This is a genomic window from Chitinophaga sp. (assembly GCF_039596135.1).
GTDB lineage: Bacteria > Bacteroidota > Bacteroidia > Chitinophagales > Chitinophagaceae > Chitinophaga.
The window spans coordinates 1-20,819 of record NZ_JBCNKH010000100.1 but is presented as its reverse complement, the minus strand read 5'-3'; the positions used below and the strand labels follow the sequence as shown (position 1 = coordinate 20,819).

At 46.2% G+C, this 20,819-nt stretch carries 13 protein-coding genes; 5 read left to right on the top strand and 8 right to left on the bottom strand.

The genetic code is table 11. The annotated features are described in order from the left end of the window. The first annotated feature begins 297 nt into the window (after positions 1-297). Entirely contained in the window at positions 298-693 is a 396-nt protein-coding gene (locus ABDW16_RS29375; protein WP_343674811.1) for a DUF4259 domain-containing protein, read from the top strand. A 101-nt stretch (positions 694-794) separates the two neighbouring features. Here ABDW16_RS29375 and ABDW16_RS29370 read toward each other — a convergent pair whose 3' ends face one another. Then, positions 795-2,057, bottom strand: coding sequence for a nucleoside transporter C-terminal domain-containing protein (locus ABDW16_RS29370; protein ID WP_343674809.1), 1,263 nt, complete (start codon positions 2,055-2,057; stop codon positions 795-797). A gap of 410 nt (positions 2,058-2,467) precedes the next feature. On the opposite strand from ABDW16_RS29370, the gene ABDW16_RS29365 reads away from it, so the two are divergent. After that, positions 2,468-4,717 (top strand): c-type cytochrome, encoded by a 2,250-nt coding sequence (locus ABDW16_RS29365; RefSeq protein WP_343674808.1) that lies wholly within the window; start codon positions 2,468-2,470, stop codon positions 4,715-4,717. 459 nt (positions 4,718-5,176) lie between these two features. Here the strand turns inward: ABDW16_RS29365 and ABDW16_RS29360 are convergent, their stop codons facing one another. From ABDW16_RS29360 to dnaE, 5 genes are all read right to left on the bottom strand, one after another. Then, positions 5,177-5,986 carry a DUF4382 domain-containing protein gene (locus ABDW16_RS29360; protein WP_343674806.1) on the bottom strand — a complete coding sequence of 270 codons (810 nt, stop codon included), beginning with the start codon at positions 5,984-5,986 and terminating at the stop codon, positions 5,177-5,179. Between the two features lie 151 nt (positions 5,987-6,137). Beyond that, positions 6,138-7,319, bottom strand: coding sequence for an aminofutalosine synthase MqnE (gene mqnE / locus ABDW16_RS29355; RefSeq protein WP_343674805.1), 1,182 nt, complete (start codon positions 7,317-7,319; stop codon positions 6,138-6,140). A 3-nt stretch (positions 7,320-7,322) separates the two neighbouring features. Then, a complete protein-coding gene (locus ABDW16_RS29350; RefSeq protein ID WP_343674803.1) occupies positions 7,323-9,473 on the bottom strand; it encodes a M43 family zinc metalloprotease in 2,151 nt (716 codons plus the stop codon). 328 nt (positions 9,474-9,801) lie between these two features. After that, positions 9,802-10,119, bottom strand: a complete 318-nt coding sequence (gene trxA, locus ABDW16_RS29345; protein ID WP_343674802.1) for a thioredoxin — start codon at positions 10,117-10,119, stop codon at positions 9,802-9,804. Positions 10,120-10,329: 210 nt separating this feature from the next. Continuing rightward, entirely contained in the window at positions 10,330-13,968 is a 3,639-nt protein-coding gene (gene dnaE, locus ABDW16_RS29340) for a DNA polymerase III subunit alpha (protein ID WP_343674801.1), read from the bottom strand. Positions 13,969-14,123: 155 nt separating this feature from the next. Between dnaE and ABDW16_RS29335 the strand changes: the two genes are divergently transcribed. Next, on the top strand, positions 14,124-14,774 hold the full coding sequence (locus ABDW16_RS29335; protein WP_343674799.1) for an NlpC/P60 family protein: 651 nt from the start codon (positions 14,124-14,126) through the stop codon (positions 14,772-14,774). Between the two features lie 79 nt (positions 14,775-14,853). Next, positions 14,854-15,744 (top strand): glycosyltransferase, encoded by an 891-nt coding sequence (locus ABDW16_RS29330; protein WP_343674797.1) that lies wholly within the window; start codon positions 14,854-14,856, stop codon positions 15,742-15,744. 37 nt (positions 15,745-15,781) lie between these two features. On the opposite strand, the gene ABDW16_RS29325 is transcribed toward ABDW16_RS29330, so the two are convergent. Next, positions 15,782-18,457, bottom strand: coding sequence for a gliding motility-associated C-terminal domain-containing protein (locus tag ABDW16_RS29325; RefSeq protein ID WP_343674796.1), 2,676 nt, complete (start codon positions 18,455-18,457; stop codon positions 15,782-15,784). Between the two features lie 147 nt (positions 18,458-18,604). After that, a complete protein-coding gene (locus tag ABDW16_RS29320; RefSeq protein WP_343674794.1) occupies positions 18,605-20,104 on the bottom strand; it encodes an oligosaccharide flippase family protein in 1,500 nt (499 codons plus the stop codon). A 141-nt stretch (positions 20,105-20,245) separates the two neighbouring features. Here ABDW16_RS29320 and ABDW16_RS29315 point away from each other — a divergent pair. Next, positions 20,246-20,819: glycosyltransferase family 2 protein (locus ABDW16_RS29315; protein WP_343674792.1), on the top strand; the 574-nt coding region annotated here is incomplete at its 3' end.

The window sequence follows — 20,819 nt, the reverse complement described above, 5'->3', positions numbered from 1 at the left end:
AGGGGGCAGAATTAGGAGGAAAGACATTTGGATGAGAGAAGTCAGAATTAGGAGGAAAGATATTTGGGTTAGAGGGGTTTGAATTGGGAGGATATTTGAATTGGAGAAGTCAGAATTAGGAGGAAGGCCATTTAGATTAGAGGAGTTTGCATTAGGCAGAAAGACATTTGGATGAGAGGAGTCAGAATTTAGTTGCAGGAACTTTTGGCTTTCATAAGTCTGAAATAGGTGTAGGAACTTTTAGATTTCAGAACTCTGCACTAACTTTACGCAACCAAACAAAAAACTTACATAGCTATGGGCACATGGGGTACCAGAAATTTTGAAAATGATGGTTCACTAGACTGGGTATTTGAAATGATTGATGCTAAGGATGGAGGCTTGATTGCTGATACCTTGCAGTTCTCATTGAACAAAGACGGTCTCCTCGACACTTCTGAATGCGAAGACGCATTGGCCGCCGCAGAAACAGTAGCCGCACTGACAGGTAAACCCAGTGAAGATTATCCTGAAACTCCACTGGAAAAGCTGGATTCTTTAAACATTCTGGCTACCCTGGCATTGAGAAAACTGGCAATCTCAGTGGTTGAAAAGATCAAGCTGAATTCTGAAATGAAGCAGACGTATACAGACAGTGGTGAGGTAGAAGCGTGGTTTGCTGTACAGGATGAGCTGATCAGAAGACTGGGCTAATTTATACCTGTAATACCTAATTGAAGGCCTTCCGGATGTATCATCCGGAAGGCTTTGTTAATTTATGGAGAGATGGCCTGCGGCCGGCCCTGATAAAATCATTAGATCAATATTCCTGCGATCGTTGCTGACAAATAAGAAGCCAGCGTGCCACAAAACAATGCCTTCAATCCCAATGCTGCCAGGTCACCTCTTCTCTCCGGCGCCAATACTCCAATACCACCAATCTGCATGCCCACACTACTAAAATTAGCAAACCCACAAATGGCCACACTCACAATCAGCAATCCCTTAGAAGACACCACCGGTATGGTCTTATCTGTCAAATGCTTAAATGCAATAAATTCATTCACTGTCAGCTTTTGTCCCAACAGGGTGGCCACATTATTTACATCCCCATTCGGCACACCCATGGCCCAGGCCACCGGGTAGAACAACTTCCCGAATATATAATTCAGGCTCAGATCAAAACCCGGGTTGAAAATATGCCCGATCTTCAGCAGTCCCCAGTCGAGAAATGCAATCAATGCGATAAAACCAATAATCATGGCAATCACATTCATCGCAATCTTAAACCCATCACTCGCCCCATGGGAAATGGCATCGATCACATTTACATAATGACTTTTTACATCCAGTTTTACGACGCCCATTGTCTGCGATTCCTCCGTTTCCGGAAACACGATCTTTGAAATGACCAATGCGCCGGGTGCCGCCATCAGGCTCGCCGTAATCAACATGGGGGCCAGGTCCATACCGGCAGCCAATCCCATATTGGAATATACCACCAGGATACCGCCTGCAATACAGGCCAGGCTACCACTCATTGAGGCCAGTAACTCACTTTTGGTCATATATGGCAAATAAGGACGGATCATTACCTGCGCTTCAATCTGTCCTACAAATGCACTCGCTACATTGCTCAGGGCCTCGGCACCACTCACACGCATTACTACATTCATGGCCCTGGCAATCACAGCCACAATCCGCTGCATAATGCCAAAGTGATAAAATATCGCTACCAGCGCACACACCAGGATAATCGCAGCTGTTACATTAAAGGCAAACACAAAACCACTCTGTGCATAGTCACTGATCGTATCAGGGGTGGGTTTTACTGCTATACCTGCGTATACGAAAGCAGCCCCTTCACGGGCAAACTGCTCCAGCTTACCCATTGCTTTACCTAATAACTGGAAAAATCTGAAAACCGGGGGTACTTTGAATACCAGCAGGGCAATGATTATTTGCAGGCCGATACCGCTAAATACAAGACGGAAATTGATCTTCTTTTTGTTGTTGGAGAATAAATATGCAAGTCCCAGGATGAGGATAATACCAAAAAGGCCCTGAAAACGTCCCATAAGCTAATTTAGATTAAGGAGCGAAGATAAAAAACAATAGGGAAATACATAGGAGGAAATTGCATCCGATGGCAAGGACGAATTGTCTCCATTGGGAGGTTACTTTTGGAATTGAATTCCTTTCATTGAGAGGTACTCTCAGGAATTAAATCCCCTCCATTGGGGGGGACTCTCTGGAATTAAATTCCTTTCATTGGGAGGTTACTCTCTGGAATTAAATTCCTCCTTTGGGGGGGACTCTCAGGAATTAAATCCCCTCCATTGGGAGGTTACTCTCTGGAATTAAATTCCTTCCATTTGGGGGTACTCTCTGGAATTAAATCCCCTCCCAAGGTAATTTACCCCCCATCAAAAATGCTTACTTTAAATATAATTTTATATCTAAATTGTAATTTCAATCGATTACATAAATGAAAAACTGGACACTTTTCCTGGCAGCTGCCTACTGGCTCTCCGCCTGTACAAGCCCAGGACCGGCAAAAGATCAGCAATCAGATTCCACGGCCATGAGAAAAAAACTCGGCCCATCCCCTGTACTGGATGCTACAACCGCTATCTCGCACATGCAAGTGGAAAAAGGACTCGAAGTGCAACTGGTAGCGTCGGAACCGCTTATCACGACGCCGGTGGCCATGACCTTCGACGATAAAGGCCGTATGTGGGTAGTTGAAATGATGGGATACATGCCTGATACCGTAGGTACCGGCGAAGATGTGCCGAATGGCAAAGTGGTGATCCTGGAGGATACCACCCATGACGGCGTTGCCGACACCCGTAAGGTGCTCCTGGACTCGTTGATCCTGCCTCGTGCTATCTGCCTCGTACCCGGTGGTTTCCTGCTGGCAGAACCACCCAAACTCTGGTTCGTTCCTGTCAAAAATGATGTAGCCGGCAAGCGCGTGCTGGTTGATGACAAATATACCGAAGGGGGCAATGTAGAACACCAGCCCAACGGCCTGCTCCGTGCTATGGACAACTGGATTTACAATGCAAAATCGGATAAGCGCTACCGCCAGATCAATGGTAAATGGGTGAAACAAGATACCCACTTCCGTGGCCAGTGGGGCATCAGCCAGGATAACTTTGGACGTCTTTACACTAATAATAACTCGGAAAACGTACTTGGCGACTATTTTCCACCCGGCTTAGGGGCCCGCAATCCCAACCAGAAAACAGTGGCGGGTTACGACGAAAAGATCGTTCCGGACAACCGGGTCTATCCCATTCACCCGACTCCCGGTGTAAACAGGGGGTATATGAAAGGTATTCTCGACGATAGTCTGCGCCTGGTAGAAATGACTGCTGCCTGTAGTCCGCTGGTGTACCGTGGCGGTCTGCTGGGCAAAAATTACAACAACAACATTTTTGTGGCGGAACCCTGCGGCAACCTGGTAAAACGAAATATCATACTGGATAGCGGGTATATTGTAAAAGGCCGTCAGGCATACCAGAAAAAAGAATTCCTGGCCAGTGATGACGAGCGTTTTCGCCCGGTGAGTCTTTATGACGCTCCGGATGGGGCCCTCTATATTGTAGATATGTACCGCGGTATCATCCAGCACAAGACGTACCTGACTCCTTATCTCAAAGGGGAGATAAAGAGCCGGCAACTTACCAATCCGCTCAATTGCGGTCGTATTTACCGCGTTGTGCCTGCGGGTGCTAAAATGAAGCCGATGCCACTGGATAATAACCCGGATAAGCTCTTTGCCTTGTTAGAGAATCCAAACGGATGGATCAGGGATAAGGCACAGCAGATGATTATCGATCATCATTATACCCAGCTTATTCCGCAGCTGAAAGAGCGCCTGCACCAGGAAGGGAATACCTATGGTGCGATCCATGCGTTGTGGACCCTGGAAGGTTTAGGGGCTTTACAGTATAATGAGATTGATTTTCTGCTGCACCAGAAAAATCCATACCTGCAGGCTGCGGCTATTGCTGCTTTGCCATCGGTCAGGTCAAATGCAGCTACTGCTACTTTGACATCGTTGGAGAATAATGTATTCCTCGCGCCTTACATTGCGCTGGTATTACCTTACTTACCAAATAGTGGAGACCTGCAAACCCAGTTGATGACACGGTATGCTAACGATCGATATGTAGCGGATGCGATTATTAATAATAATGGTGGAAAGGAAACGGAGCTCTTGCATCAGTTAGTAAAAATAAACCCGGATACTACGCTGGCTATGCGCCGGCATCTCGAAGCAATTATAAAAGATATCGAGATTCATCGCAAGGCAAAGATCACAGATGCGCTGGTAAAACAGTATCCCAAGGGGGCGAAAATTTTCGCTAATGTATGCCAGACATGTCATGGAAAAGACGGGGAGGGGATCAAATCCCTGGCTCCGCCGCTGAACCAGTCGCAGTTGGTAACGGGAGATAAGAAACGGCTGATTTCCATAGTGTTATATGGGCTTACCGGACCTGTTGATGTAAATGGAAAACACTATAAGGCGCCGGAGATTAGTGCTGATATGCCGGGGATTGGGAGCAATGATGAATTCAATGACCAGGATATTGCAGCGTTGCTGAGTTTTATTAGAAATTGTTGGAGTAACCAGGCGGCAAAGGTAACGGAGAAGGATATACAGGAGGTGAGGAAGAAGTATAAAGGAAGGCAGAAGCCGTTTACGATGGAGGAATTGAATTAAGATAAAGTATTCATGAGAGAGGGGATTCATGAACGGAGATGAAATCTGTTTTCAGAAAAAGTGGTTGTATTGGAAGAATACAACTATCATGAGAGAGGGGATTCATGAACGGAGATGAAATCTGTTTTCAGAAAAAGTGGCTGTATTGGAAGAATACAACTATCATGAGAGAGAGGATTCATCAATGGAGATGAAATCTGTTTTCAGAAAAAGTGGTTGTATTGGAAGAATACACAACTATCATGAGAGAGGGGATTCATCAATGGGGATGAAATCTGTTTTCAGAAAAAGTGGTTGCATTGGAAGAATACAACTATCATGAGAGAGGGGATTCATCAACGGGGATGAAATCTATTTTCAGAAAAAAAGTGGCTGTATTGGAAGAATACAGCCACTTTTGTTAGATACATAATGGGGAGGTTCAATTCCTGATGGAAACAGTCATTTCCTCCCTGAATCTTATTTCGCGCTTAACCGAATCGTATCAGCAACCGTTACCTTACCAGTGGTCACACTTACTCCATCCACACTCGCTGGTGCCAATGTAGAATCGGTAGAGATCACATGCAGGCTATAAGTACCTGCGTCAATACCTTTCAGTAAATACGCACCACCTACGCCGGTATAAGTACTTGCTACCGTATCCGTACCATTAATCAGCAACACTGCTGATGGTACAACAGCCGGCACCACTACGCCTTTTACGCTACCGCCCTGTGCTTCCAGGATCGTTCTGATCACCGGATTTAACACATACTTGCCTGCAGTACCTGCTTCATGAACAGATTTAGCCACATCAAAATCAAGCAGCAATTTGTACAGAATACCTTCAGATACCGCCATGTTGATTTTCAGCTTGATACCAGAAGACTGCCCGCTAGGTGTTTGCAACTGAATTGAATCACCACTATTGGTTACCACCCAGTTATCATTCCCTAATACCAGCCTGATTTCCTTGATAGTGCCGGAAGCAATAGAGGCATCTGCCAGTACAGTGTCCTTGTCATTTACCAGTGTAAGCAGGTTGTAGATACCCTTTTTAAAGCCCGGCAATGTTTGCCAGCCATTGTCTTCACTGTCGGAATAATTTACATTGATATCTTCCACGTCAATGTAAACAGCTTTGTAATCCCCCGGATCGTCCGTCAGTGCTACCTGGATTTGTGATTTGCCCTCTTTGTCGTTTTTTGAACATGCTGTAAAGCACAAGGTAAGTGCTGCTACAAATAAAAGCCCCTTAGTCAGATTTGTGAATTTGGTTTTTCTCATTGGTTATGTAGGTTTTTCTAAAAACTAAAAACTAGCATCAAATGTATAAAATATAAAACATATGTATGCACAAAGTGTGCCGGTTTTATAAACAAAAAAGCAGATGATCAAATCATCTGCTTTTAAATTATTTATTACCAATGAGTCCGGATTATTTCGCCATTAACTCCTCATCAGAAAAAACAACATCCGTATAATCTTTTATCTCATTATAAACAGTATCTCTTTCTACTGGTCTTCTACCTGCCTGCTTAATCAACATGGCCAGTTGTGCCGTGTTCATAGCAGGATTCTGCTCTTCAGCACCTGCCATTGAATAAATCTTGGTAGTATCATCAATGGTTCCGTCCAGGTCATTCACCCCAAATGAGAGGGTCAGTTGTGCACTCGCCCTTCCCAGCATAGGCCAGTAAGCCTTCAGGTGCGGGAAATTGTCCATGTATAAACGGGCGATGGCATACAACCTGAGATCCTCAATTACAGACACTTCGCCCACATGTTCCATCTCATTATCCTTATTCCTGAACTTCAGGGGTATAAACGTATTAAAACCGTGGGTCTCATCCTGCAACTGCCTCAACCGTTCCATATGATCCACCCTATGCCAGTACTGCTCTACGTGACCATACAGCATGGTTGCATTCGTATGCATGCCCAGGTTATGTGCTGTTCTGTGAATATCCAGCCAGCCATCGGCATCTACCTTATCATGACAGATCTGTGCGCGGATATCCGGATGGAAAATCTCTGCACCACCGCCCGGCATTGATTGTAACCCCGCGTCGTGCAGTTTTTTCATACCTTCTGCCACACTCAGTTTGGCTTTGCGGAACATATAATCCAGTTCCACGGCAGTAAATCCTTTGATATGTAAATCAGGACGGTGTGCCCTGATCTTTTCCAGTAGTTCTACAAAGAAGTCAAGGTTCATTTTCGGATGCACGCCACCTACGATGTGCACTTCCGTAACCGGCTGACCATCATACTTCTTTACAATATCCAGCATTTGTTCGACGCTGAGTTCCCAGCCTTCTTCCTTATGCTTATAAAGCTTTGAATATGAACAGAATTTACAAGTGAAGATACAAACGTTCGTTGGCTCGATATGGAAGTTCCGGTTGAAATAGGTTTTATCTCCATGCATACGCACCCTTACGAAATTGGCCAATGCGCCCACGTAGCCCAGTTCGCCTTTTTCAAACAGCAGTATGCCTTCATCAGTAGTCAATCGCTCGCCCGCGATTACCTTTTCACCAATGGTCTTCAATGCTTTATCCAGCCTGGCATCCTGCAACAGCGTGTCTATAGCAGGATAATCGTTTTGAGTCATCATCTCTTAATTCACTTTTATGATCTTGTAAGTCTTTGCCTTCGTATTACGGTAAATTAACTTTACAAAATAAACACCATTTGGCTCATTTACCAAATCAAAAGTGAAACGGTTGCCGCTATCGATATTAGAGCCCCGCTGTTTGGCGATCAGTTGCCCCGAAGTATTATAGAGACCAATGAAATCCAGGTTGTCCGGCACATCCAGGAAGGTCACATAGACCTGGCCCGAAGTCGGAACCGGTCCTACCGCAATTCCCTTTTCTTTCAGGTAGGCAGGGGTAGACCGGGTAATGATATTAATATTGTCCAGGTAAATATTGTTCTCCGCATTGCTCACATTCCTGAATACCACCCTGAACTGACCTTTCTTGATGATAGGAGTCAGGTTGATAGAATCCCTGCGCCACTGTGCGGCAGTAGGTACGAACTCTGAAGTAACCGGGGTCGTGGTGGTTACCAGCGTGGAACCCCATTTATTATACAGGGTATCGTAGGTCTGCGAACAGTCGGACGTGGTCATTACCAGCAAACTATCCCACAGGGTATTTGAGTTATCATTGACATTGGAGTAAGTGGCCGCTGCTACATCGAAGAAAAGGAAGATGGAATCTACCCCGCTTGGATCGATGGTCGGTGTGCGGATATCGTCTATTTCACCATTTACATTGTAAGTGAGGTTGCGCATCTCGATGGCGTAGTAACTGCTATCGCCACGGGTCACAGCCGTTCTTTCCCAGGTATAAGCACCATCCGGGTTGGAGATTTCCCAGCCGGCAGGGGGGAAAGTGGCGCTTTCGAATCCTTCTTTCAGCGGGAAGGTGATATTGTTATAATAGCTTACAGTAGACCAGGCCGTATCGTTGGTGGCGTCATCATCGGTAGCGCCATTGGGCAGGGTGGTGTAGGCTTTCAGCACATGTTCGCCCACATCGAGGGTACTGGTGGGGAGGCTGACGGTATCTGTTTTTAAAGCGGCCAGACTACCTGTCCACGCGGTTGTATATACGGTACCGGCGTCTGTCTGGTAGTTGATATTTACCTTGGTCAGGGTGGTCAGACCAAAATTTCTCAGGATGACAGAAGGGGTAATGCTTGCATCGCACTGTTGGTTGTACGGCGAAACGATGGTTTCCACTTCGGCATCCAGTGTTTTCAGGTTCAGTGGTGTACAACCGTCGGAGGTGAGGAGGGAAGCCCTGTCGTCGGTGAGGGTGGTACGGATCACGTCTACCTGTTCGGTGGTGAAGAGCACCAGGCAGGCATCGTCGGAGTAGTCCATATAGTTTTCGAACATATACCCCGGGGAGGCAGTGGCGCATTGGTCTACCTGTGGCCATGCCGGGCAGCCGTAAGTGGCTTTGGCCTGTTTAGGTGTATCGTCGATACCGTCATCTGCCGCACAGGCATCTTCATCGCCCCATATGTGGCGGAGATTGAAGTAGTGACCTATTTCGTGGGTGGCAGTACGGCCTTTATTATAAGGAGAGGCGGCGGTACCCGTGGTACCGAAACCGGTATAATCAATCACAACGCCCTGTTGGTTGTCAGCATACAATCCCGGGAAAGTAGCTACACCCAGGTACCCGCTTTCGAGGTGGCATACCCAGATGTTCAGGTATTTATCACCGTCCCATTGTTCAACGCCACCGGAGCTGGTGAACTTTACAGCCTTGGCGGCTGTGGTTATCGTAAAACTTGATTTTGAGGTAGTTACACGGTCTATTCCATTTGTTACTTCACCTGAAGGTGTACGCTGAGCCAGGCAAAACTGGATCTGTGCATTGCCGATCAGTTCTTTCCATACGCTGGGAAGAATACTGGTATCGGTGTTGAGGGCGGCATAGTCCCTGTTGAGTACATCGATCTGTGATTGCACCTGTGCGTCGGTAACGGCAGATGGGTTTTGTAGTACAATGTGAACCACTACCGGAATAGTAACGGTGTTGTAAGTAGCCGTTGTTTTGGCCTCGGCCCGGGTTGATTTAATGGCAGAAATCTTTGAGCGGTTGCGTGCTTCGATCTTATCACGTAGTACCTGCAGGGAGGGATTTTCCTTAATCTGCTCCTGAACGGCTATTTCGGTACCACATTGACGTTGGCCCCAGGCAGGTAATGAAAGGAAGACGGCTAGGATAAAAAGGGTAAAATTGCGCAAAGTTCAAGTTTGAAAGTTAAAATTAGCGGCTGTTGTCCGAAAATTCCGGGGGAAGTTACAATCTTTTGTTACACACGTGAGAGATAATTTTCAAAAATTAGGGTATCATTTTGAACTATTTATAGGGGAAAATAATTCAAAAATGGACCTTGGGTTTTAGAAAAGTCCTTCTATAACAATTAATTGGCTCCGGACAGTTTGACCACGATTTTTTCGTATTGTTTAAAACGCATTCAGGTTATATTTCGTATTTGGGGACTTTTCTAACAAGGGTTAATAAAAAAGGGCAGCTCACCAGAGCCGCCCTTTTTATTTTATCTTCCAAAGATTACAGGTTTGACTGTATCTTCTTTTCCAATACTGAACGAGGCGCTGCACCTACTTGTTTATCAACCACCTGACCATTCTTAATGAAAAGAATTGCAGGAATGCTTGTAATTCCATAATTGATAGACAGCTGCGGGTTCTGGTCAACATTTACTTTACCAACATTAACCTTACCTGCGTAATCTTTAGAGAGCTCTTCGATCACCGGACCGATAGCGCGACAAGGACCACACCATTCTGCCCAGAAATCAATTACGCTCAATTTATCTGAGCTCAACACTTCGTTTTGGAAGTTGGAATCAGTGAATTCTAATGCCATGTTATTAGTATTTATAAAAATTTTTAAAATCCTGTAATTAGTTCTGCAATAATCAAACCGGCCGCAAATTACTGCTTTTTTGGCATGTTCTGCAATCGTTATATCGATTATTTACGATGCAAGTTAAGTCATTTTTAATCGCCTGGTTATTGATAGTATCTATAAGGGTATCAACTTCCGGCGAATTGGTTCTAATGTCCGCAATATTGGTTATTTAGCGGTTTCTATATACACATCCAGGTCTGGTTGTTTAGAGAGGAAGTGTGCCAGTTCATCATTCATTTCGATGTGCTTGTTAAATGTATGCATCTTCACCTGCAGATCATTGTCTCTATCCACCAGCTGTAAGAACAGCTCACTTGATCCCGGGTACTTATTAATATTATCTACCAGGAAATCGACCAGGTCACGGGTAATGAACTTCGGCATGGTCACCAATCCCACCTTCTTTGTATGGGTCTTCTTCACCTCCTGCAATAACTGGATGCTATTCACCTTGAACTCATACTCACTATCGTTGAACCTGCGGGCCTTAAACCCGCCATTGATAAACAGGCACAAACCTGTTTTCAGGTAAGGGGCGAACCTGATAAAGTCTTCGCTCCACAGTGCAAATTCGAACTTACCGCTGTAATCTTCCACGGTCATAATGCCAAATTGCCTGTTGTTCCGGGAGATGCGTTCCTGTGCTCCCGTTACATATACCGCCAGCCGGAAGTTCTTTTCCCGGCCCGGTTTACCACCTCCTGGTGCAGTTATTTCTGCCTGATATTCAACCAGTTCTGACACTTTGTTCATATTATAGAACCGGCTCTCGAACCGATAATCATCCAGCGGGTGCCCGGAAATATAAATCCCCGTTACTTCTCTTTCATTATTCAACTTCAAAATCAGTGGCCATGGATCACAATTTGGCAGTTTAGGTGGTTCAATAGCCGGCATATCTTCATCGCCAAACAAACTACCGATATTGGAAGACCCTGCTGATACCTGGTTACCGAATTTCACAATCTTATCCAACCCGGTTGTGGTATCGTTCTCCGGCTTATAGAAATACTGTGCCCTGTGCAATGCGGGGAAGCAATCAAAGGCGCCTGACATAGCCAGGGCTTCCAGCGATTTCTTATTCACCGCACGCTGGTTCACGCGCTTGATCAGGTCAAAGATATCTTTGAACGGACCGTCTTTTTTACGCTCTTCGAGGATGTTTTCTACCGCAGCTTCACCCACACCTTTCAAACCTGCGAGGCCAAAACGGATCTGTCCCATTTTGTTCACCGCAAAACCCTTGAAAGATTCATTTACATCCGGCGGCAATACGTCGATACCCATCCGCTTGGACTCTTCCATGAAGAAGGTAATCTTTTCAATATTGCTCGCACAGTTCAGTACCGCCGCCATGTACTCTGCAGGGTAATGGGCTTTGAGGTAAGCGGTTTGATAGGCCACGAAGGCATAACAGGTAGAGTGGGATTTATTGAACGCATAGGATGCGAATGCCTCCCAGTCCGTCCACACTTTCTCACATATTTTCAGGTCATGGCCGTTCTTTTCACAGCCTTCCATGAACTGTTTCTTCATTTTGTCCAGCACCGCCTTCTGCTTCTTACCCATAGCTTTACGGAGTACGTCCGCATCGCCTTTGGAGAAGTTGGCCAGTTTCTGACTCAGCAGCATTACCTGCTCCTGGTATACGGAGATGCCGTAGGTATCCTTCATGTATTCCTCCATTTCAGGCAGGTCATACACGGTTTCTTCCAGGCCATGTTTACGGCGGATGAACAGCGGAATGTACTCCAGTGGGCCCGGGCGGTACAGGGCGTTCATCGCGATGAGGTCATCGAATCTATCGGGTTTCAACTCACGGAGGTACTTCTGCATACCGGTAGATTCAAACTGGAAGGTCGCGTTCGTTTCACCCTTTTGGTAAAGTTCGTAGGTACGGGCGTCATCCAGTGGAATATCGTCGATAGAGATCTCAATCCCGTGGTTCATTTTGATCAGTTCCAGCGCCCCTTTAATGATGGTAAGGGTTTTCAGGCCCAAAAAGTCCATCTTGATTACACCGGCGCTCTCGATGATGCTACCTTCGAACTGGGTCACCAGCAGGTCGGAGTCCTTAGCTGTTGATACCGGTATCAGGTCGTACAGGTCTTTGGGTGCAATGATAATACCTGCTGCGTGGATACCTGTATTGCGCACAGATCCTTCCAGTACGCAGGCTTCACGGAGCACTTCGCCCTGCAGGTCGTCGCCTTTGATGATCTCGCGGAGTTTCTTTACGTTTTCAAGGTCTTCGGGGCCGAGACCTTCTTTTTCGGCCAGGCTCTTTTCACCTTCATCGATGGGGGCGTTGAAGATACGGTCCAGCTGGATACCCGGTTTATCGGGCACCATTTTGGCCAGCATATTGGATTCTACCAGTGGCAGGTCCATCACACGGGCTACGTCTTTGATACTCATTTTGGCAGCCATGGTACCATAGGTAATGATCTGTGCTACCTGGTTCTTACCATATTTGTCTACCACATAGTCAATCACTTTCTGACGGCCTTCATCATCGAAGTCCGTATCGATATCGGGCATGCTCTTACGTTCCGGGTTCAGGAAACGCTCGAACAGGAGGTTATATTTAATAGGGTCAATATTGGTAATCCCGATGGAGTAGGCAACTGCCGATCCTGCAGCCGATCCACGGCCCGGACCGATAAATACCCCCAGGTCGCGGCCGGCCTTGATAAAGTCGGATACGATGAGGAAGTAACCGGCAAATCCCATGTTTTCAATTACCTGCAATTCGAAGTTCAGGCGTTCTTCCACCTCGGCAGTGATCTCTGCATATTTTTGGCGGGCACCTTCGAATGTGAGGTGACGCAGGTACTGGTCCTGGGTAAAGAAGCCCGGCGGGATCGGGAAGTTAGGGAGGAGGATATCTTTTTTCAGGTCCAGCAGTTCAACCTTGTCCACGATTTCATTGGTATTGTCAATGGCCTGTGGCAGGTCGTGGAAGAGACGTGTCATCTCGTCTGTGGTCTTGAAATAGAATTCGTCGTTATAGAATGCGAAGCGGGTATTTTTGTTGCCGCCTTCGTCTTCGTTAAATTCTTTGTTGGTAGGTGTAGATTTTTTCTCGCCGGTGTTGATACAGAGCAGGATGTCATGTGCGTTTGCATCTTCCTTGTCCACATAGTGGGAGTCGTTGGACGCGATCACTTTCACATTATATTTCTCTGCAAATTTCAGGAGGGAAATGTTCACTTTATCCTGGTCCGGGATACCGTGGCGCTGTAGTTCTACATAGTAGTCTTCGCCGAAGATGTCCAGCCACCATTTGAATTCCTGTTCGCCGGCATCTTCACCCTTTTTGAGGATGGTGCGGGGCACGGAGGCACCAAGACAGCAGGTGGTGGCAATCAGGCCTTTATGGTATTGAAGAATGAGTTCTTTGTCGATACGGGGGTATTTACCGTATAGTCCTTCTATGTACCCGAGGGAGCAGAGTTTGATGAGGTTGCGGTAGCCTTCCTCATTTTTGGCGAGGAGCACCTGGTGGTTACGAATGTCTTTCTCATCGCGGGTGAAGGCACGTTTGAACCTGTTTTCGACCACGTAGAATTCACAACCTACGATGGGCTTTACTTTCAAACGTTTATCTTTTGGATCTTCCGGGTTGAGCCGATGGTTGTATGCTTCTGCCACAAACTGGAATACGCCGAACATGTTTCCGTGGTCTGTAATGGCAAGGGCTGGCTGGTTGCTGGCCATTGCTTTTTTGTACAGTGACTTGATATCTGCGGCTCCATCCAGCAGGGAGTACTGAGTATGAACGTGTAAGTGGGAGAAAATCATGGCACAAAATTCCGTTTCTTCAGGGACAAAGTTAATTAAAAATTATCCACAGAAGGTGAATGGGGCCAGCGGCGGGCCTCCTGGTTTTTTCAGTTACAACACTTTAAAAACAATTATTATTAGTAATTTAGCTCAAATTATAATCAAAAGCACACATGTCAGGAAGAAATGGACTTATTTGGGCGATCGGTATTTTTTTGTTAACAGCCAGTTCGTGTTCTGTTATTAAAAATACCTCTACTGCCAAAAGGTCTACTGCTACTTCTTCCAGCCGTTCCCCGGAATTCCTCGATGGCTTTACCACTTCCAGCAATGCAAAGACGACGAGTGTAAGCTATGCGAAAGTGAGTTTTTCCCAGGCCGCCAGTACTTATGTTGAAAATGCGCCTTTGTGGCAATTTAAATATGCACAGCTACTGGATGTACCAGTAGAGACGGTGCTCAATGCCAATTTGTTTTATTTTATAGAAGACTGGTGGGGTACGCCTTACCAGTTAGGGGGTAGATCTAAAACGGGGATTGACTGTAGCAATTTTGCCAATCAGTTGTTAAACACGGTGTTTAGGGCTAATTCTTCCGGAACGTCTTCAGGATTGTACGACAAGTCGAAAAAGGTGAGTGCCAGCCAGATGAAGGCCGGTGACCTGGTGTTTTTTAAGATCAACCAGGCGCAGGTTTCACACGTAGGGGTGTACCTGGATAATGATAAATTTGTACATGCTTCGACCAGTTCGGGAGTGATGATCAGTGATCTGAATGAGACTTATTGGAAAAAGTATTTTGTGGGGGCTGGAAGAATTAACTAGCTACCTTTTTAAACCGTGAACCAAAATCGGTACTCTAATTGCTTACCTACAATTGTTAAACTAAATTCGTTACTACTTCATGTTATCAATCGTTATCTGTTCCATTGATCCGGAGCGTGTACGCACGGTCTCTGCAAATATCCATGCTACCGTTGGGGTTGAACATGAAGTGATCATTATTGACAATGCCAGGGAGTTAGGGGGAATGGGCGCTGGTTACAACGCCGGTGCGGCCCGGGCCAGGTACGATCTCATTTGTTTCATGCATGATGATGTGGAATTCCTGACGCGTGACTGGGGGCAATGCGTGCTTTCTCATTTTAAATCTGATGCCAGTCTTGGCCTGATCGGCATAGCTGGCAGCCGGTACAAGAGCCGGACCATCTCCGGCTGGTGGACGAACCAGGCACAGGCAGATTGTTGTAATATCTACCAGCGTAACGCCAAGGGTAAAGACAGGAAGTTTCTGCTGCGCCCGGCGGGGAAAAATGGGGTGATAGTACCGGTAAAAAGCCTGGATGGGGTATGGTTGTGTACCCGCAGGCAAATATGGAACGAGTTCCCATTTAATACGGCCGACCTGAAAGGGTTTCATTTTTACGACCTGGATATCAGTTTGCGCATATCACAGCAGTATACGGTGGCGGTGGTATATGATGTAGACCTGGTGCATTTTTCCAACGGGAATTTTGGAGATGAGTGGGTGAAGGGGGCTATCTTTTTTCATGAGCAGGTAAATAAAGTGCCTTTGCCCGTGAGCCTGGATAAGCCTGCGGAGAATGCGGAGGCGCATGTGTGTAAGTCCTGGCTGAGGAGATTAAGAATTGAGAAAATCAGTTGGGAGAACAGGAAATTGTGGGTGAAGGCGGCGCATGCAATGGATTATCCGGGTGTGTGGGGAACGGTGGTAGGGTTTTATTTTCCTTATGTGAAGCAGGCGAAAATGAAATTGAAAGCTTTAATATCATAATAAAAAAAGGTGTGGTTGTTTGAACCACACCTTTTTTTTATCTTATCAGTGTCACTGTTCCTTTTTCCATTTGCGGGTGCATTTCTTCCCCATAAAACGCATATTGTATTACATACACATACGTGCCGAGGGGTGCCACTTCATCTTTCAGCTTACCATTCCAGCCACTGCTATAATCTTCGGACTGGTACACCAGGTTACCCACCCTGTTATATACACGCATACTAAAGTATGCAATCCCTAATCCTTTCACCCTGAACACATCGTTCTGGCCATCTCCATTGGGGGTAAAGGCAGTAGGGATGAACAGTTTCTTATAATGGGTAACCGTCACTGTTACGGTATCTGTAGGAATACAGTTCAAACCGGTTACTGTGCTCACCACGTATGTAGTTGTAGAATCGGGGGTAGCTACTGGTGAAGCACAATCCGTACAACTCAGTCCATCTTCCGGCGTCCAGGCGTAATCCACGGAGTTCGTAGCTTTCAGTGTAACTGACTGCCCGATATTGATAGTCGTATCATTATTCCAGATATGTACCGCGGTTACATTGTTATTTTCAATAATCACGGTGGTATCCAGCGTACAATTCTGCGCATCCCTGATCAGGATGGAGTAGGAGCCTGCACTGAGGTTTGACACATTATTCTGCGACATCAATGCACTGCCCCAGTAAAATGTATATGGAGAAGTACCGCCGGAGGGATTTATTTCGACGGTACCATTGCCTCTTTCACATAGTTCATTTGTCAGCGATACCCCTGTTTTCAGCGGTGCTGGTGCTGACAATTGAATGCTTACGCTATCCACGCATACTGCGTTCCTGATATAGATCTTATAGTTTCCCTGTGTGAGGCCGGTCAGTACAGGCGTGGTCTGCACGGTTTGGAAAGAATCAATTGTGTATTCAAAAGGAGCCACACCTTTATTGACCTGTATGGTAATGGACCCATCGGTAGCATCGTAGCAGGTAGGTTTGGTGCCGCTGGCAGTGGCCCTGATGATGTTGGCTGTATATTCTACTACTGTAAATGCCTGTGCAATTTCACAACCCACTGCATCGACCACCCTTACGGTATAGGTACCCGGATCCAGTTTAGGATACAGGGAGTCTTTACCCATGTTGGCACCATTGAAGTAGTAGGTATAAGGATAGGTGCCTCCTGTAGGCATTACTTCAATCTGGCCTAAGGCAACACCGCAGTCGATATTGGTGACCACGGTATTCGTGAGGTCCAGGGGTTTGCTGATGAAGACATGAATTGTGTCACTACCTGCACAATAGCCATTGCTCACGGTTACATTATAATCACCGGTATGGGTGGCTACGATGGTGCGCGTTGTTTCGCCGGTGTTCCACAGATAGGTCCGGCCTGCACCGGCATCGAGGGTGACGGAGCCTGTGCCACAGGTACCGGTATCCTTACCCAGGTTGGGCGCTGGCGGGGCCAGTACTACCACTTCTTTACAGAAAGAGGACTGGGTAGACAGGCTTTCATTCGTGAGCAGGTGAATGCTGTACACCCCTGCAGAGTCATATATAATAGGAGAGGGCGGTGTGGCAGAAGTGGAAGACGGGGTGCTGGAATTGGAACAGCTGTTGAACTGTAGTCTGAAAATCTTATTTGCATCCGCGTCTGTGATCATGGAATACAGGTTGTCGCCATCTCTGAACATGGTAGAAATAGAGTGGGGGAAGGTGAGGCCGGTAATGGCCAGTTTAGAACCAGTGATAGAACCATCTACTCCATTTGGGAAGTCTACCCGTACTACATCGTGGCTCACGTTGTTCACCACCAGTCCATAGAAGTTGCCGCAATCATTGATAATAGTAATATCTCTTGGTTGTGTGAGCACACCTCCTGCGCTGCCCAGGTCTGTACTTACCGGTGTGTTGCCGATAGAGGAACCGAAGTCCATGCGTACCAGCGTACCACCGTAGGTGTTGGTAACGAAGATGTAATTTTTATTGTTATACTTAGCGGCATAGATACCGGTAGGCCAGCTCAGGGTACCGGTTACATTGCCTAAATTTTCGGCGGTAGGAGCGTTGGTGAAGTTTTTACCGAAGTAAAAGCGGGTCACGGTATTGCTGCTGGCATTTACTGTCAGGCCCCAGTAGTCGTCGCCTTCCTTGATGATGGACAGTTCTGTGGGGTAGTTCATGGTAGTGCCAATGTTTCCCCAGTTGGTAGAAGTGAGGCTGGCCTGGGCAGTACCCAGGCTGGAGCCGAAGTCGATCTTCATGATACGGGCTTTGGCTTCGGTATAACCACCTACTACGATCAGGTGCCAGCCATTATCGTCTTTTACGACCTGGAGCCCTTCTGTATATTCCGGCACGTCTCCGTTGAAGGTGCCGAGGTTTTCGGCAGTGGGGGTATTTAACAGGCTACTACCATAAGTAAGGCGTACGATGCTGTTGTACCCGAAATTGGAGACGAAGCCGTACCAGATGCCATTGTCTTCCTGGATGGTAATAAAAGTAGGTACGTACATTAACCCCCCGGGATTGCCCAGGTCACTCAGTGTAGGGGTACCGTATAGGTCATACCCACAAAAGTTCCAGTAATAGGTACTTGCACCTACGGAGGTATTGGTAATATTTACCGGGTCGTTAATACATACGGTATCTGGTGCTGTAAAACCAGCTTGCCCTGAAAGATTCAGCCATCCTAACAAACAAAGGCTGATGAAAAATAACTGCTTCATAAATAGGTATAGATTGCGTACAAAGTGCCGTACACGCACAGATTTGTCCTTTTGTCCCCTAAAAGAGTTAACCTTTTTACTAAGATATAGCTATTTTTCTGATCAGCCCGATGAAAATAGTCAGTTTGGGTAATCATCCGGACGAATTTACCGGCCGGCCAGCTGTCTTACACGTTTTTTAATAGTTTCAAACACCTGCATCGCATCTTCTGACACCCGCAGTTGCAACAGCAGGAACGCATATACGGCCGTAAATGCTGCGGACCGCACAATCAACCCCATCAAGGGATCCCTGAGGTGGATCGTATATGCCACCAGCGGGTACACGGCCAAAGGAAGTACTACTGCCAGTAGGGTCTTCTTTGTAAAAGGCTGTAAGTTATATACCTTATACAAAAATATAAACCTGACCACATTGAAAATAGTTCTTGAAATCAGCGTTGCCAGCGCTGCCCCGATCATCCCCATATGCTTGATCAATATATAAGTTAGCGGCAAAGTGAGGGTCAACAAAATTATATTTGAGTATAACTCAAACTTCCATCTCCGGGAAGTTATAATAATTGCACTATTCATTCCTGTTCCCAACTCAATTACCTGGTAAAGCCCGAGGTAAAACATAACCGGCTTCCCTAAGTGATAAATAGGATCGGGTTTTACCCAGTTCAGTAAATCATCCCAGTTTAACATGATCATTGCGAATATAAAGCTGGATGCAATGAGCAGGTTCAACGAAGTCTTTTTATAGATCCTGTCCAGTTTCAAAATATCCCGGTCCTTCCATGCCTGTGAAATGGGGCCAGCGGCCATACTGAGCGCGGCCCGGTAAGGTACGACTATGAAGTTCGAAATGTACTGTGTATTAATGAATACCGAAGTGAAACTCAATCCCATCAAACTCGATATGATAATCCCATCCATAGTGGTACTCATCAGGGAAATTACATTGCTCCCCAGGATAAACAGGCTATAAGGCACCATCTTTTTCCATAACCGTTTGGTGAGTTTGCTGATCTGAAACGACATTTTCAATTGCCTGGCGTATAGCAGGTAAATAATCAGTGCAGCAAAGATCACAAAGTATTGAAAGCTGAAGAGATCGGCGTACAAAGGAAAAGAAAGCAGGCCCCCGATAAAGAGCACATTCAGTATGGTATTGATGCCCCTGAACAGTACTTCTTTCAGAAAATTGGCCACATGGCCCTTCTGAATGGTCCAGGTCTGGGCTTCCAGCACCTGGAATAGTGTGAGGAACAGGGTAAGGGGGAAGACGAGGTAAAAATATTCTACCAGCAGGGGGGCTTTCCCGATGAACTTCCTGATGATAAGGGGTTTCATGAATGTGTTGAAACTCAGGAAAATAATCAGGAAGCCAACCAGGGAAAAGATAAATGAGATGGTGACCAGCTCACTTTTGTTCTCTTTATGAAAGTTTTTGTAGTAAGGAAAAAACTTGACCACGATGGTGTTCGTACCCAGCAGGGCAAAGCTGCTGGAAAGTACCGCAATGTCAAGCAGTACGCGGGTTAAGCCCGTCTGATCAGGTTGAAAATATTTGGCGTAAAGGTAAGTATTCAGCGCTCCTAATAAGAATCCGGCATAAATGAAAATAGTTGTGATGATACCTTTTTTCCTGATGGTACTCATATATTAAAAGCCCGCTGTGTTTTTTAAAAGTGATCCAAAATCCTTTGCAACCAAAAATTAAAGGTATTCATAATTTCGGATTATTATATCTTGCGGTCAGTCATCAAATATAATGCCTTAAGTATAAGGACGAAATTGAACATGAAGAACCCGGAACAGATAAAAGTCTCGATATGCATTCCTGCTTATAAACAGGTCGATTACCTGCGTCGTTTGTTGGATTCACTGGTCATCCAGACCATGAAAAGCCTGGAAGTAGTAATTACTGATGATAGTCCGGGTAATGAAGTGGAGCAGCTGGTGAATGAGTATGTGCAGCAATTACCAATCCGGTATTATAGGAATGTGCCGGCCAGGGGGATGCCGGGAAACTGGAATACCTGCCTGGACCTGGCAAGGGGAGAATATATCAAGATCATGCATGATGACGACTGGTTTATGCAGCCGTATGCGCTGGAGCGCCTGTGCAAGGCGCTGGATGACAATCCTGCGCATGATTTCGCGTATTCTGCTTTCTATAATTACTACCTGTTTACCGGCGAAAAAAAGGAGATGACCTCTCCGGCCTGGTTCAGGAGAGCCTTTGCCAAGGCCCCGGTGAATGTATTATTTGATAATCTCGTGGGCCCGCCAAGCGTAGTTATTCATCGTAACAAGCCTGCTTATCGCTATGATGAAAAGGTGCGCTGGACGGTGGATGTGGACTTTTACATCC

Bases quoted from the DNA above. Each gene is read 5' to 3' on its own strand.
- dnaE (WP_343674801.1), bottom strand. From the start codon at position 13,968: ATGATTTTCTCCCACTTACACGTTCATACTCAGTACTCCCTGCTGGAT.
- ABDW16_RS29330 (WP_343674797.1), top strand. From the start codon at position 14,854: ATGTTATCAATCGTTATCTGTTCCATTGATCCGGAGCGTGTACGCACG.
- ABDW16_RS29335 (WP_343674799.1), top strand. From the start codon at position 14,124: ATGTCAGGAAGAAATGGACTTATTTGGGCGATCGGTATTTTTTTGTTA.
- trxA (WP_343674802.1), bottom strand. From the start codon at position 10,119: ATGGCATTAGAATTCACTGATTCCAACTTCCAAAACGAAGTGTTGAGC.
- ABDW16_RS29375 (WP_343674811.1), top strand. From the start codon at position 298: ATGGGCACATGGGGTACCAGAAATTTTGAAAATGATGGTTCACTAGAC.
- ABDW16_RS29320 (WP_343674794.1), bottom strand. From the start codon at position 20,104: ATGAGTACCATCAGGAAAAAAGGTATCATCACAACTATTTTCATTTAT.
- ABDW16_RS29365 (WP_343674808.1), top strand. From the start codon at position 2,468: ATGAAAAACTGGACACTTTTCCTGGCAGCTGCCTACTGGCTCTCCGCC.
- ABDW16_RS29325 (WP_343674796.1), bottom strand. From the start codon at position 18,457: ATGAAGCAGTTATTTTTCATCAGCCTTTGTTTGTTAGGATGGCTGAAT.
- ABDW16_RS29370 (WP_343674809.1), bottom strand. From the start codon at position 2,057: ATGGGACGTTTTCAGGGCCTTTTTGGTATTATCCTCATCCTGGGACTT.
- ABDW16_RS29360 (WP_343674806.1), bottom strand. From the start codon at position 5,986: ATGAGAAAAACCAAATTCACAAATCTGACTAAGGGGCTTTTATTTGTA.
- mqnE (WP_343674805.1), bottom strand. From the start codon at position 7,319: ATGATGACTCAAAACGATTATCCTGCTATAGACACGCTGTTGCAGGAT.